Annotated in this window: 14 protein-coding genes; 7 read left to right on the forward strand and 7 right to left on the reverse strand. The window is 73.4% G+C overall.

Annotated elements, in window-relative coordinates; genetic code table 11:
* Positions 1-185 precede the first annotated feature (185 nt).
* Positions 186-764 carry a TetR/AcrR family transcriptional regulator gene (locus tag K7862_RS15225; protein WP_222963122.1) on the forward strand — a complete coding sequence of 193 codons (579 nt, stop codon included), beginning with the start codon at positions 186-188 and terminating at the stop codon, positions 762-764.
* Here K7862_RS15225 and K7862_RS15230 read toward each other — a convergent pair.
* Positions 754-1,395 carry a pyridoxamine 5'-phosphate oxidase family protein gene (locus tag K7862_RS15230; RefSeq protein WP_222963123.1) on the reverse strand — a complete coding sequence of 214 codons (642 nt, stop codon included), beginning with the start codon at positions 1,393-1,395 and terminating at the stop codon, positions 754-756. The genes K7862_RS15225 and K7862_RS15230 overlap by 11 nt on opposite strands.
* Positions 1,396-1,766: 371 nt before the next feature.
* On the opposite strand from K7862_RS15230, the gene K7862_RS15235 reads away from it, so the two are divergent.
* The 6 genes from K7862_RS15235 to K7862_RS15260 all read left to right on the forward strand — a co-directional run bounded on the left by K7862_RS15235 (position 1,767) and on the right by K7862_RS15260 (position 8,492).
* Positions 1,767-3,038 carry an ROK family transcriptional regulator gene (locus K7862_RS15235; protein WP_222963124.1) on the forward strand — a complete coding sequence of 424 codons (1,272 nt, stop codon included), beginning with the start codon at positions 1,767-1,769 and terminating at the stop codon, positions 3,036-3,038.
* 458 nt (positions 3,039-3,496) lie between these two features.
* Positions 3,497-4,012: a flavin reductase family protein gene (locus K7862_RS15240; RefSeq protein ID WP_222963125.1), complete on the forward strand. Its 516-nt coding sequence runs from the start codon at positions 3,497-3,499 to the stop codon at positions 4,010-4,012.
* A 68-nt stretch (positions 4,013-4,080) separates the two neighbouring features.
* The gene (locus tag K7862_RS15245; protein WP_222963126.1) at positions 4,081-5,145 is read left to right on the forward strand and encodes an ABC transporter substrate-binding protein; all 1,065 of its coding nucleotides are present in this window, start codon (positions 4,081-4,083) and stop codon (positions 5,143-5,145) included.
* Complete coding sequence (locus K7862_RS15250; protein ID WP_262413190.1) at positions 5,142-6,113, forward strand: ABC transporter permease; 972 nt, start codon at positions 5,142-5,144, stop codon at positions 6,111-6,113. The genes K7862_RS15245 and K7862_RS15250 overlap by 4 nt, the downstream gene beginning before the upstream one ends.
* On the forward strand, positions 6,089-7,123 hold the full coding sequence (locus K7862_RS15255; protein WP_262413191.1) for an ABC transporter ATP-binding protein: 1,035 nt from the start codon (positions 6,089-6,091) through the stop codon (positions 7,121-7,123). The genes K7862_RS15250 and K7862_RS15255 overlap by 25 nt, the downstream gene beginning before the upstream one ends.
* Entirely contained in the window at positions 7,107-8,492 is a 1,386-nt protein-coding gene (locus tag K7862_RS15260; RefSeq protein WP_222963127.1) for an LLM class flavin-dependent oxidoreductase, read from the forward strand. Before K7862_RS15255 ends, K7862_RS15260 begins: the two co-directional genes overlap by 17 nt.
* A 68-nt stretch (positions 8,493-8,560) precedes the next feature.
* Here K7862_RS15260 and K7862_RS15265 read toward each other — a convergent pair whose 3' ends face one another.
* The 6 genes from K7862_RS15265 to K7862_RS15290 form a co-directional block, all read right to left on the reverse strand.
* On the reverse strand, positions 8,561-9,427 hold the full coding sequence (locus K7862_RS15265) for a hypothetical protein (protein WP_222963128.1): 867 nt from the start codon (positions 9,425-9,427) through the stop codon (positions 8,561-8,563).
* Between the two features lie 32 nt (positions 9,428-9,459).
* Positions 9,460-10,062, reverse strand: coding sequence for an AAA family ATPase (locus tag K7862_RS15270; protein WP_222963129.1), 603 nt, complete (start codon positions 10,060-10,062; stop codon positions 9,460-9,462).
* Entirely contained in the window at positions 10,059-11,081 is a 1,023-nt protein-coding gene (locus K7862_RS15275; protein ID WP_222963130.1) for a pyruvate kinase, read from the reverse strand. The genes K7862_RS15270 and K7862_RS15275 overlap by 4 nt, the downstream gene beginning before the upstream one ends.
* A 31-nt stretch (positions 11,082-11,112) precedes the next feature.
* A complete protein-coding gene (locus tag K7862_RS15280; RefSeq protein WP_222963131.1) occupies positions 11,113-12,090 on the reverse strand; it encodes a beta-ribofuranosylaminobenzene 5'-phosphate synthase family protein in 978 nt (325 codons plus the stop codon).
* A gap of 102 nt (positions 12,091-12,192) precedes the next feature.
* On the reverse strand, positions 12,193-13,113 hold the full coding sequence (locus K7862_RS15285; protein ID WP_222963132.1) for an NADP-dependent oxidoreductase: 921 nt from the start codon (positions 13,111-13,113) through the stop codon (positions 12,193-12,195).
* A gap of 80 nt (positions 13,114-13,193) precedes the next feature.
* Positions 13,194-13,937, reverse strand: a complete 744-nt coding sequence (locus K7862_RS15290) for a GNAT family N-acetyltransferase (protein ID WP_262413193.1) — start codon at positions 13,935-13,937, stop codon at positions 13,194-13,196.
* Positions 13,938-14,093 lie beyond the last annotated feature (156 nt).

The raw sequence follows: 14,093 nt of genomic DNA on the forward strand, positions 1-14,093 counted from the left end.
TCTGACGCGTGCGATCGAGCCGTTGATCTTCATGGGGACGTCCTTGCCGGGAGAGGAGGGAACGGAGGGGGGGTGGGGGACTGGGGGGGAGTGGGGGGAGAAGCCGAACAGAGGAAACAGATCGGTTTCCACCGACTGTAAACCGATCTGTTTCCGATGTCGAGTCGCAGCGGTAATCTGGCTCCATGACCACCACCACGCCGAAGGCCGCTCCGCGCGACCGGCTGCTCGACGCCGCGGCCGCGCTGTTCTACCGCGAGGGCACCGGCACCGGCATCGACGCCCTGTGCAGGGCCGCCGGGGTCTCCAAGCGCTCGATGTACCAGCTCTTCGACAGTAAGGACGCGGTGCTCGCCGCCGCCCTGGAACGCCAGGCGCCTGGCCTGGAGGCGAAGCTGCTCCCGGCGCCTGACGAGCCGGCCGGGCCGCGGGACCGGATCCTGTACGTCTTCGGCCGGCTGGAGGAGGCCGCGGCGGCGGAGACCTACCGCGGATGCCCGTTCCTGGCGGCGCAGGTGGAGCTGAAGGACCCCGGACACCCGGCCAGCGTGGTGGCCGCCGCGAACAAGCGGCACCTCGCGGACTTCTTCCGGGCCGAGGCGGAACGCGCCGGGGCCGACCGGCCCGGCCGGCTGGCGCGGCAGCTGATGGTGGTCTACGACGGGGCGAGCGCCCGGGCGGGCATCGGCGCCGACCGGCTCGACGACGGCCTCGCGGTCGCCACGGCGTCGGCGCTGCTGGACGCGGCGGGCGTCAGCGCGTAGCGCGCCGGCCGGCCAGGACGCCGAAGTAGTCGCCGCCCTTGCGGCGCGGGCTGTCGCTGCCCCAGGCCCGCAGCCGGCGCAGCGGCGCCCGTACCAGCCGCGGTACGTGCTTGGAGCACTGGATGTAGGCCTCCTCCACCTCCGTCTCCACCCACACCGCCGGACGCCGGCCGCGCGCCGGGTCCGCGGGCAGGCCCGGGTGCAGCTCGCGCATCTCGCCGTCGGTGACCACCCGGGCCCGCCCGTTGATGTGCAGCCCGATCCGGTCGCGGGAGAAGTCCAGCAGCAGGAGGCCGATGTGCGGGTTCTCCCGGATGTTGCCGAGCGAGGCCATCACACCGTTGCCCCGGTACTCGGGATAGCAGAGCGTCTTGGCGTCCAGCACGTGCAGCACCCCCGCCGGGCCTGCCCGGAACGCGGCGTCGCACTCGCCGCGCCCGTCCGAGGTGGCGACGAAGAACATCTCCTGCTCCGCCGCGAACTCCCGCATGCGCGCGTTGAGATGGTCCAGCACCTGGTCGGCGTAGAAGCGGTCCGCGCGCTGCCGCGTCCCCAACTCGTCCTGCAGACCGTGCTCCCCGGCACTGCCGGGACGTGGCGGCACCGCACCGGGACCCGCGTCGTCGAACATCGGCCGTCCCTCTCGCTTCGGGTGAATCCCCCGTCGGGCGGACAGTCACGCTAGCCCCGGGACACAACAGGACCGGCGGGTTCCGCCCAACACCACCCGCGTCCGGCCACGGCGTGGTAAGCGCACGCATGTCCACGATGCGGTCAGCCGTTTGACCGGTTTCCGCGCGGGCGGATACGTTGCGCGGCATGCAGCGCACCACACACCTGACGACGCGGGGTCATGTCGACCTCAAGCGTGTGTGCTCTGCCGCGTGTCACCGGGCCTGAGCGAACGGCTCCGCACAGGAGCGCCCTCGGGAGTGCCCGCCGCCGGTCCGCGACCGGCCGCCCGCCGTGCCTCCCGCCGCCCCGACCCGGAAGGCATCCGTGGTGACCCCGCAGAACGACCGCCGCTCCCGCACGGCACTCCCGACTCCCTTGCGCCGGGCCGACGTCGGGCCTCCGCCGGGGCAGCGCCGCGGGTCCGCCGCCGGCGCGGTGCTCGGCGCCGTCCTGGACCACGGGCCCGTGGCCCGCAGCACCGTGGCCCGGCTCACCGGCCTGTCGCCGGCGGCGGTCACCGGGCACAGCGCCCGGCTGCTCGCCCGTGGACTGGTGCGCGAACGGCCCGAGACCACCGGGCCGCGCGGCCTCGGCCGCCCGCACATCCCGCTGGAGATCGAGACCGGCGCCCACCTGGTGGCCGGCGTGCACATCGCGGTCACCAACTCCACGGTGGCGCTGATGGATCTGCGCGGCCGCATCGTCGCGCGGGACCGCCGGCCGCACCACCGGCCCTCGCCGCGCGACGTGCTCGACGGCGTCCCGGCGCGGCTGGCGGCCCTCACCGCCGCGCACGGGGCCGGCCGCACCGTGCTCGCGCTGGGGGCCGCCACCGGCTCCTGGGTGGATCCCGGCGCCGGCGTCGTCGTCGACCACCCGTGGCTGGGATGGCACGACGTGCCGGTGCGTGACCTGCTGACGGCTGCCACGGGACTGCCGGTCCACGTGGACAGCCACTCCCGCGCGCTGGCCCGCGCCGAGCAGTTGCTCGGCACGGTCGCGGCCCGGGACAGCAGCGTGCTGCTGTTCGTCGGCGCGGTCGTCGACGCGGCGTTCGCGACGGCGGGCGCGGTCCACCGCGGGCCGCGCTCCGGCGCCGGCAGCGTGGCCCATCTCCCGCTCGCGCCGGGGGAGGAGGAGGCGGGCGTCCCGCCGGAGCCCTGTACCTGCGGGACGCCGCGGTGCCTGCAGTCCGAGGTCGCCGAACCCTCGCTGCTGCGTCAGGCGGCGGCGCGCGGCCTGCACGTCGGCGCCTTCGGCGACCTGCTCGACCTGGCGCGGGCCGGCGACCCCACGGCGGTCACGCTGTTCCGGCGCCGGGCCCGGCTGGTCGGCAGGGTGGCCGCCCTGCTGCTCGACATGTTCGACCCCGGCGTCCTGGTGGTGGTCGAACCGGGCACCGGCCGGCTCCCCGAGTGCCTGGCCGACCTGCGCGCCGAGGTCGCCGCCCGCTCGGTGGTCTGCGACGACCCCGAACAGGCCGTCCTGCCCAGCAGTTTCACCGGTTCCGTGCTGCCGGTCGCCGGTTGTTCGGTGGCGCTCGGCGCGCTGTACGCGGACCCGCTGGGCCCGTGGGCGGCGCTGCCCGCGGTGTCCTGACGGCGTTCCCGTGAAGAGCCGCGAAAACGCCCTTTAATTCACCGAGTTGCATTGTTGACCGCCCCGGATTCCCGACAGGACAATGGAAACATGACCAGCGAGCAGCGGATCGGGGAAGGCCGGCGGATGCCGGGACGTCCCTTCCGCGCGCCCGCGGATCCGGCGCGTGAGTCCGCCCTGCGCCCGTGTTGTCGCACCCGTCGTGCGTGTCGTCGCACGCGCCTTTCCTGTCGCGGATCGCACCGGGCGGCCTGAACCGCCGCTCGCCGTAACGGATTCCCGCCTCGCCTTCATTTCGCACCGCCGCTGTTCGCGCGGCGGCAGCGGCTCGCGGTGGGCCGCCGCCGGTCCACCGTGCCGTCGAAATCCCTTGTGCTTTCCGTGCATTCCTTCTTTCCGTCTTCCGGATTGCTTCCTTCGCGTGATCCGTCACGCCCATTTCTCTGCGCCAGGGGGAGATGTTGACCGTCACCGTGTCCTCACTTCAGGCTCCGGGCATCGGCCCGGAGCGGTTCAAGCGGGTCTTCCGCAACCACCCCGCGGGGGTGGTCGTCGTCACCGTGGACGCCGGCCGCGGCCCCGCGGGCTTCACCGCGACCTCACTCACCTCGCTGTCCCTCACCCCTCCGCTGGTCTCGTTCGGTATCGGCGTCACCGCGTCGTCCTGGCCGCACGTCGAGCGCGCCGCCGGCGCCGTCGTGAACTTCCTCGGCGCCGAACAGGAGGACGTGGCACGGCGGTTCGCCACCAGCGGCATCGACCGGTTCGCCGCGCCCACCCGCTGGCGCCGGCTGCCGGGCGGCGAGCCCGTCCTCGACGGCGTCGGCGGCTGGCTGCGGGTCGGCATCGAACAGGTCGTCCCGGCCGGTGACCACCGCATCGTCGTCGCCAGGGTCGAGGACTGCTGGCTCGACGAGGGCCGCGGCCCGCTGCTCTTCCACGACGGCGCCTACCACTCGCTGAACTCCCGCTGACCGCGGCCCTTCCGCGGCCCTTCCGCAGTCCTTGCCGTAGTCCTTTCCGCACTCATCAGGAATCCACGATGCCCACCAGCAGCCCGCACCCCCTCGTCCACCGCCGCTCCTTCCTCGCCCTGACCGCCGGCGCGGCCCTCGGCCTCGCCGGATGCGCCCGCACCACGACGGCGGCAGACGCCTCCCTGCCGACGCGCGCGCTCCCCTCGGGCGCGCCACCGCCCGGCACCAGGCTCTCCATCGCCATCCACACCGCCCAGCTCCAGCTCGCGTACTCCGGGCTGGACGCGCAACTGCCCTTCCACGTGTCCGGCTGGCCCAACCTCAGCGCCGGGCCGGACGTCATCCAGGGATTCCGCGCCCACAGCGTCGACCTGGCCAGCAACGCCGGAATCCCGCCGATCCAGGCGCAGGCCATCGGCGTCGGCGCCCGCATCGTCGCCGTGCAGTCCCGCAACCACCCCATCTACACCTTCGCCACCGCGCCCGGCAGCGGCATCGCCTCCGCCCAGGACTTCCGCGGCAAGAAGATCGCCTTCTCCCAGGGGCAGGCGCAGGGTGTCGTGGTGCTGCGCGCCCTGAAGGAGGTGGGACTGAAGAACTCCGACGTCACGCTCGTCGCGCTGCCCAGCACGCAGTTCCTCACCGCGCTCCAGGCCGGGCAGGTGGACGTCGCGCCGCTCGCCGAGCCGGTGCTGACCAAGTACCTCGCCCAGTACGGCAAGGACGGCGCCCGCGGCGTCCACACTGACGTGGTGGACCTGCTGGCCGTCCTGTGGGCCCCCGTCGAGGTGCTGGAGGACGACGCCAAGGCGGCCGCGATCCGCAGCTTCGTCCCGCTGTGGGCGCAGGGCGTGGTGTGGGCCTGGGAGCACCCGGAGCAGTGGATCCAGACGTACTACGTCAAGGACCAGGGCGTCAGCGCCGACGACGGCCGGCGCATCGTCGCCTCGCTGGACCAGCCGCAGTTCCCGCTGAGCTGGGACAAGGCGATCGCGTGGGAGCAGCAGACGGCGGACCTGATGGCCGAGGGCGGCTTCGTGCCCAAGGTCGGGGTGGAGTCGCTGTTCGACCGGCGGTTCGAGGGCCTGGCGGCGCGGTCGGTCCCGCGGAAGTACCGGGTGGCGTCATGACCGAGGCGCTGTCCCGCGTCCGTACCGAGACGCTGTCCCGAGTCCCTGAGGTGGAGCGGCCCCGGGTCGGGTCCGGGGCCGCGGGCACCGGAACCACCGCGCCCGACCTCGTCCCCGCCGGCCCCGACCTCGTCCCCGCCGGCCCCGACGTCGTCCCGGCCGCCCCCGTTCCCGCGGCCGCGCGCGGCACCCGCCGCAGGCTGGGGCCCGGCAGGGCCGTGCCGTTCGGCCGGCTGCTCGGGCCGCTGCTCCTGGTGGCGGTGTGGTGGGCGGCCTCCGCGCTGCACTACCTGGACCCGCGGATCCTGTCCGGGCCGGGCTCGGTGGCCGCCACCGCGGCCGACCTGATCCGTGACGGACGGCTCCAGGACAACGTGCTGGTCTCGCTGCAGCGGGCGGGACTGGGCCTGCTGTTCGGCGTCCTGGCGGGCGTGGTGCTCGCGCTCGCCGCCGGACTCAGCCGCTTCGGCGAGTACCTGCTGGACGGCACCCTGCAGGTCAAACGGGCGATCCCGTCGCTGGCGATGCTGCCGCTGCTCATCCTGTGGCTGGGCATCGGCGAGCAGATGAAGGTCACCGTGATCGCCCTCGGCGTCGCCGTCACCGTCTACATCAACACCTACGCCTCGCTGACCGGCATCGACAGCCGGTACGTGGAGCTCGCCGAGAGCCTGGATCTGAGCCGCCTCCAGTTCCTGCGCCGGGTGGTCGTCCCCGGTTCGCTGCCCGGGTTCTTCGTGGGCCTGCGGCTCGGCGTGACCGCGTCCTGGCTCGGGCTGATCGTCGTCGAGCAGATCAACTCCACCAGCGGCATCGGCTACATGATGTTCCAGGCGCAGCAGTACGCCCAGTCCGACGTGATCATCGTCGGCCTGGTGGCCTACGGGATCTTCGGGTTCGCCTCCGACGCGGCGGTCCGGGCGGTCGAGAGGAGGGTGCTGTCATGGCGCCGCACACTGGCGGGCTGACCGCCCGCCGCCCCGGCGCGAAGCCGGCCGGCGGCAGCCCCGCCGCCGGACTCCCCGCCGGCAGCCCCACGGCGGACAGCCCCGCCGGCACCGGGCCGGGCACCGGACCTGCCGTGCGCACCGACCGCCTGGTCCGCGCCTTCGGCGGCCGGCAGGTGCTCCGGGAGCTCGATCTGACCATCGCCCGGGGCGAGTTCACCGCGCTGCTCGGCCGCAGCGGGTCGGGGAAGTCCACCCTGCTGCGGGCCATCGCCCGGCTCGACCACGGCGTGGCCGGCTCCGGCGGACTGACCGTCCCCGACCGGGTCTCGCTGTCGTTCCAGGACTCCAGGCTGCTGCCGTGGCTGCGCGTCCTGGACAACGTGGTCCTCGGCATCCGGGGGCCCCGGGCCCGCGAACGCGGCGAGACGGCCCTGGCCGAGGTCGGACTGGCGGGCCGCGAACGGTCCTGGCCGCACGAACTGTCCGGCGGCGAGCAGCAGCGCGCCGCGCTCGCCAGAGCGCTGGTGCGCGACCCCGAACTGCTGCTGTCCGACGAGCCGTTCGGCGCCCTGGACGCGCTGACCCGGATCAAGATGCACGGCCTGCTGCGGGAGTTGTACGAACGGCACCGGCCGGCCGTGCTGCTCGTCACCCATGACGTCGACGAAGCGGTCGAACTCGCCGACCGGGTACTCGTTCTGGAGGAGGGCCGGATCGCCGTGGACCTGGCCGTCCGCCTGCCGGCCCGCCGAAGCCGCCGCGACCCGCGGTTCCAGGAGTACCGCGACACCCTGCTGGCCGCGCTCGGCGTCGCCGAACCCGACGACCCCGAACCCGACGACCTCGAGTCCGACGGCCAAGCGCCCGGCGTGGCAGCGCGCCCGTACGCCGGCGCGGACGCCCTTCCGACCCCGGACACCGTTCACCCCCCGCACCCCGCCCCGGACCTCTTCGGCGACCCCGTCCACCCGCCGCGGCGCGCCGTGCGCCCCGACCAGGAGAAGGACTCCCATGACCCGCAGGACTGACCGCACCCCCCTGCACCTCAACGCGTTCCTGATGTCCGTCGGTCACCACGAGGCGGCGTGGCGGCTGCCGGAGAGCCCGGCCTCCGGCGGCACGGACCTGGCGCACTACGCCGAACTCGCCCGGATCGCCGAACGCGGCAAACTGGACTCGCTGTTCCTCGCCGACAGCCCGGTGCTCATGGGCGACCCCGGCCGGCGTCCCGGCAGCAAGCTGGAGCCCACCGTGCTGCTCACCGCCCTTGCCGCGGTGACCAGCCGGATCGGCCTCATCGCCACCGCGTCCACCAGCTACAACGAGCCCTACAACCTCGCCCGCCGGTTCGCCTCCGTCGACCACGTCTCCGGCGGGCGCGCCGGCTGGAACATCGTCACCACCGCGGGCGCCGACGCCGCCCGCAACTTCGGCCTGGACGACACCCCGCTGCACCGCGACCGCTACCTGCGCGCCGCGGAGTTCGTCGAGGTCGCCACCAAGCTCTGGGACAGCTGGGCCGACGACGCGGTGCTCGCCGACAAGGAGCTCGGAGTGCACGCCCGGGCCGAGCGGGTGCGTCCCATCGACCACCGGGGCACGTACTTCCGCGTCGACGGCCCGCTCAACGTCCAGCGGTCGCCGCAGGGTTACCCCCTGCTGGTGCAGGCCGGATCCAGCGAGGACGGCAAGGACTTCGCCGCCCGCTACGCCGAGGCCGTGTTCACCGCCCAGCAGACCCTGGAGGAGGCCATCGCCTTCTCCAAGGACGTCAAGGAGCGGGCCGCGGGCCTCGGCCGCGACCCCGGCGGCATCAAGATCCTGCCGGGCATCGTGCCGGTGATCGGCGACACCGGGGCCCAGGCGCGGGAACTGGACGCCGAACTCGACCGGCTGATCCGGCCCGAGTACGCCAAGCGCCAGCTCGCCAGGACGCTGCGGATCGATCCGGACGCCCTCGACCTCGACGCCGAGCTGCCCGGGGAGATCCCCGGCGAGGACGAGATCGAGGGCGCCAAGAGCCGCTACACGCTGATCGTCGACCTCGCCCGGCGCGAGCGGCTGACGGTACGTCAGCTCATCGGCCGGCTCGGCGGCGGGCGCGGCCACCGCACCTTCGCCGGCACGGCCGAGCAGGTCGCCGACACCATCGAGCACTGGTACGACGCGGGCGCCGCCGACGGCTTCAACATCATGCCCGCGGTGCTGCCGTCCGGGCTGGAGCTGTTCGTCGACCGGGTGGTGCCGATCCTGCAGGAGCGCGGCCTGTTCAGGACCGAGTACACCGGAACCACGCTGCGCGAGCACTACGGGCTGCCCCGTCCCGCGAACCGGATCTTCGACGTCGTCGACAGCCGCGCGGGCCACCTCGGCATCGCCCTGTCGGGCGCCCGGTGACGGGCTGTCCGCGGAGCACGAAACGGCCGGCCCCCGCCACAGGGGCCGGCCCTGCCCGAGGGATGCCCCTACTGCGGGACGGGTGAGCAGTCGTCCAGCGTCGGTACGCGTGCCGATTCCCAGGCCACCTGGAAATAGGAGCGGTAGACGTCGAACAGCGCCCCGTCCGCGAGGGAGTAGCGTTCGAAGAAGGTGCGGGTCTGGCTGGCGCCCTCCCGCAGGAAGCGGGCCCGGGCGTAGACCACGTCCCCGACCGAGGTCAGGGTGATCGTCGGGAACCCGGTGAACCAGCGGACCTCCACCTGCAGGCCCTGGCCCGCGGGCGGCATGTCCCAGTACGTCACGTCCTCACCGGCCGCGAGGAGCAGGGCGGTCCGGGTCACCCAGTGGGCGTCGTCGAGCATGGTCTGGGTCTCGCGCGACTCCTGATGGCAGACCTGCGCGAAGGAGGTTCCGGTCGGGTCCTGGACGAGAAGGCGCACGGTGGCGTTGCCGCGCTCCACCAGGTGGCGCAGCCAGTCGCGGCAGAAGGGACGGAGGGTCAATCCGGCGACATCGACGACGAGATGGCCGTTCGCCGCGTTGATCTCCTGCCCGACCTCCTCCTTGGGGTGCCGGTCGAACACCCGCCAGCGCCCGCTCGCGTCATTGCTCGCGATCACGTGGCGCAGCGCCGCCGACGACCGGTCCAGCGCGTCCAGCCGGCGGTCCACGGCGGTGAAGAGGCGCTCACTGTGCTGCATGGTCGTTGTGGCGTCGGCGTCGTCGAAGTACCGGATCGCGACGAACGCGAGACTGGTGATCCCACTGGCGATCAGCGAAGTGCTGATGGCCATGCCTATCGTGCCGTTCCCCGCGGTCACCAGGACCACCAGTCCGACGAGCATCACCACGACGCTGGACAGTACGTATACAGCGGTCCGTTCCAGACGCATATCCGTCCCCCCTGTCGAGCCGGACGGTCAGATTAGACAGACCCGGTAGATTCCGTCCATACCCGGAGAACGTTCTGTGCGAGTTCCTCGACCGGTACGCCGCTGTCGAAGACGTGATCCGCGAACGCCAGGGTGGTGTCGAGTCCCCAGCCGCGCTCGACCTCGTCGCGTTCCTCCCACTCCGTCAGCATGGCGGGCCTGAAGGCCCTGCGGAGCCTGGCGCGCTGCCGCCGGCGGCGGATCGCGGTGTCGACGCGCAGCCCGACGACGAGCACGGGCGCCAGGACGTCACGCAGTACGGCGAGTTCCTCCGTGCGCCGGGGGCCGACCACGATGAGCGGATCGTCGTGATCACGAAGGCCCGCGATGAGTTTCTCGGCGAAGTGCAGCGGTCGGTCCTTCTCGGTGAAGACCAAGTCGGCGTACTCCATGGGCGGCATGGGCGGGGACTGGCTGGCGGCCGCCGACCGCACCACGTCGCCCATCTCCACGACCCGATGTCCCGTGAACCGGCCCATCAGCGATCCCAGTGTCGATTTACCGCTTCCGGGATAACCGACGATCACCAGGCTTCCGAAGCCGGGGGCGAGATCGTCCTCCGCCCCCACACCGTCCGTGGTGGACACCTCGTTCATCCGGCTCGGAACCCCTTCGTCGTCAGACGCCGCAGCACGCGGACAGCGTGCAGCGGGTCGATACCGACCGTCGTCTCCGCGCTGAGCAACAGCGCGTCCGCGCCGGCCTCGACCGCACCGGCGACGTCCACCGCCTCGGAACGTGTGGGCGTCCTGGACGAGATCAGCGAGTCGAGGAGCCCGGTGGCCACGATGGACCGGGTACCGGCGGCACGGCAGGCGGCGAGGACGCGCTTCTCGGTCTCCCAGAGATTCTCGAACCCGACGTGCAGCGCGAGGTCGCCGCGCGCGACCATCACCGCGTCCGAGACCTCCGCGATCTCACGGGCGTTGACCGCGCCGTTCCAGGTCTCGATCTTGGCGACCACGCCCGGTCGCCAGCCGAGTTCCCCGGCCATCCAGCGCCGGGCCCGGTCGACATCGTCCGCCGTCCGGACGAACGACAGCGCGACGAGATCGAAGGAGTCGCGGATCGAGGCGCACAGCTTCCTGTCGGCCGCGGTGAAGCACTCCACCTCGCCGGCGGTGCCCGGAAGGGTGAACGCCCTGCGCCGTTCAACGCGCGCGGACTCGGTGAAGTGACCGTGGACGACGTCGCCCTCATGGCGTTCCACATGGAAGGACTGCTCGCCGTCACCCACCAGGACGTCTGTCCCGGCGAGTTCCGCCGCCCGCGCGAGCAGCGGGGGATCCAGCCACAGGTCCGTGTCCGGGGCGCGGCCGCCGAGGCCGATGGCGAACGGCGTTCCGGCAGTGACGTCCAGCGGCTGCTCGTTGGACAACCGCGGCTTGCCGCCCGGGACATCGGCCATGGTCCGTACCGTCCGTCCGCAGTCCGCGGCGATCTCCGCCAGCCGGCGCGCGTTGTCCAGGTGGACTTCCGGGGTCTCCTTCGACAGGGGGAAGCGCACGGTGTGCACGCCCTCGCGGACCAGCGCGGACAGCACATCGCGGTCCCAACTGGCGGGCCCGATGGTCGTGATCACATCGATCGCACGCTCACCTGGCGCAGTGGCCACGCGTCCTCCCCTTCACCGCTGTAACCTGCCTTCACGTCCAGACGCGCACTCCGGTGTTCCGGACGGATATCAGCCTGAGCTGCACCGACCGGTCGTGGCGCAGCCGCTGCTGCAATCTCAGGGGGTCGCTGCTCAGTGCGAGAAGCGCGGGACCCATGCTCGACAGGACGACGCAGTCGGCACCGGCGTCGAGCAGCGCCTGTCGCAGAGCGTGTACACGGGGTGGCTGGGCCTGCCACTCGCGCGCCTTGAGGCCCAGTTCCTGCATACGGTTGAGGCCGTCGGCCAGCAGGTCCCAGCTCCCCGTGGCAAGGGCGGGGATCAGCCGGTAGAGCACGAGCGAGGCCAGACGGTCCGCCTCGCGGGACGGCAAGGGCGTCGCGGCGTCGAAGATCGCCTGTTCCGCATCGCCGCTCGGACCGGTCACCCCCTCGGCGAGCGCCAGGAGCAGGGGGCGGCCGCGCAACTCCCAGCGCGCGGCGATCCGGGGGACGGTCCGTCCGCCCCGGTGCCGGGACGAACCGAAATCCGGTGCGTCCGTGCCCTCCTGGTGGCCGCTGTCCATGACCACGCCGCCGCGTACCGCGGTGTTGATGCCGATGCCCGACGCGCCTCCGCGAAGGGTGTGCCTGCGGTAGCCGATCCACGTACCGCCGGACGCGGCGGACGCGGTCAACTCGGCCACAGCTGCCGCGATCCCGCAGAGCAGCGATGTCTTCGATCCCAGCCCGACGTGGGAAGGCACGCTCTCCAGGACATCGATCCGGATGCCGCGGACCTCGGTCTTCCGGCCGATCCGGGTCAGGAACTCCCGTGCCGCGAACCGGACGTCGGCGGTGACGCCGAGCGAGGAGTCGCCGAACACCAGATGGTGGCGCTCGGCCCTGCTCGCCCTCAACATCCAGCGGGGGAACGAGAGGGCGGCGCCGAGGCCCATGTTGATGGTCGGATGGGCGCGGGAGAGCTGCAGGAGTCCGAAGTGGACCCGGGACGGGGCGAGTATCGTCACGGCGCGGGCAGGACGGCCGGCAGGCCAGGCTTCAGACACCGTCCCCCCACTCGGCGTGATCAAGCGCAGCTCAGCGTAATGGCTCCCCTTGGCCGCGGCAAGCTACCCGCTGACCTCGATCACCACCTTGCCGCGGGTGTGGCCGTCCTCCACCGCGCGCAGGGCGCGGTCCGCCTGGTCGAGGGGGAAGGTGGCGGTGACGAAGGGGTCGACGGCGCCTTCGGCGACCAGGCGGACGACCGCGTCGAGGGCGCGGGTGGTGCGCTCGCGGACGACGGCGCTGCCGCCCAGCGCCACGACCGCCGTCCGGTCCGCGACGCTGATCACCCGGGCGGCGTCGCCGGCCAACAGGGCCACCGCGCGCAGCGGTTCGCCGCCGACCAGGTCGTACACGGCGTCGACACCGCCGGGCGCCACGGCCCGCACCCGGTCGGCGACGTCCGGCCCGGAGGCCACGTGCACCGCGCCGAGCGACTCGACGAACTCCCGCTTGCCCGCGCTCGCCGTGCCGACCACCCGCAGGCCCTCGTGCACGGCGATCTGCACGGCCGCCGAGCCCACGCCGCCACCGGCGCCGTTGACGAGCAGCGTGGCGCCCCGCGGCAGGCCGAGCTGGCGGATGCCGTCCCAGGCGGTGCCGACGGCCACCGGCAGGGTCGCCGCGTCCGCGAAGGAGACCCCGGCCGGTTTGCGGGCCGCCGCCCCCTCGGGCAGTACGGCGAACTCCGCGTAGGAGCCGCGCACCGGATGCCCGAACACCTCGTCCCCGGGCGCGAAGGCGGTCACGCCCTCGCCCACCTCCGCGACCACGCCCGCGGCCTCGCGGCCGAACACCGCCGGGAACTCGGGTTCCGGCTCGGTGGGGGGACGCAGGCCCTCCCGCCGCTTCCAGTCGGCGGGGTTGACGCCCGCGGCCCGTACGGCGACCAGCAACTGCCCGGGACCGGGCACCGGGCGGGGGAGGTCGGCGAACGACTCGGTCTCCGGTCCGCCGAACCGGTTGAACACATAAGCACGGGGCATCGCTGAGTCCTTGCGCTCGGTCCTTGCTCGTGAAGCGGTGTGCGACCGCGTGCCGGCCGGGGCGCGGCCGGGCAGGCCGATCATCCCAGGCCGGCCTGTGCCGTCCCGGGGACACGCAGGCCCTGGAACAGCGTGGTGCGGCGCAGGGTGAATCCCAGCGCCTCGTAGAGCCGGATCGCGCCGGTGTTGACGGCGGCCGCGTGCAGGAACGGGGTCGCGCCGCGGGCCCTGACGCCCGTCGCGACGTGGCGCACCAGCCGTCCGGCCAGACCCCGGCCGCGGTACCCCTCGTCGGTGCACACCGCGCTGATCTCGGTCCAGCCGGGCAGGCGGATGCGCTCGCCGGCCATGGCCACCAGGCGGCCGCCGTCGCCGCCGTCGCGCACGCCGTAGTACGCGCCCATCTCGACGGTGCGCGGCAGGAAGGGGCCGGGCCGCGTACGGGCGACCAGGTCGAGCATCTCCGGCACGTCGGCCGGGCCGAGCCGCCGCACCTCGGAGTCCTCCAGGTCCTGGAGGGCCGCCGTCGCCACCATCTGCACGCCCGGCAGCGGCTCCCGCGCCGCCCAGCCGTCCGGGGGCGGGAACACCCCGGCCAGCGTGAAGCCGCCGCCCGGGCCGATCAGCTTCGCCGCGTCCGCCCAGGCCTGCGGGTCGGCGGGGTCCGCCAGCGCCACGAACGGGGCCACGTCCGCGCGGTAGCGGGCGGCCATGCCGACGACCTCGGCGAGGTGCCGGTGCGGGCCGGACAGGGCCGCCCACGTCGCGTTGTCGAGCGGGTGGGCGGCCGCCGCCGGGTCGTGGGGCTGGTCACTGATCGGCATGGGGGGCTGCATCTCCGTTCGCGCGCCGGTCCGCCGCGATGCGGACCACCACAGGAGCGAACCCGGCGGCGCCCCCGGCCATTCCCGCCCTCCGCCGCCGCTTCCGCCCCGGCTGCCCGTTTCCGCTCCGGACCGCGTCCCAGCGCCCCACCGCAG

Source organism: Actinacidiphila acidipaludis (assembly GCF_019890725.1).
GTDB classification, from domain to species: Bacteria; Actinomycetota; Actinomycetes; order Streptomycetales; family Streptomycetaceae; genus Actinacidiphila; species Actinacidiphila acidipaludis.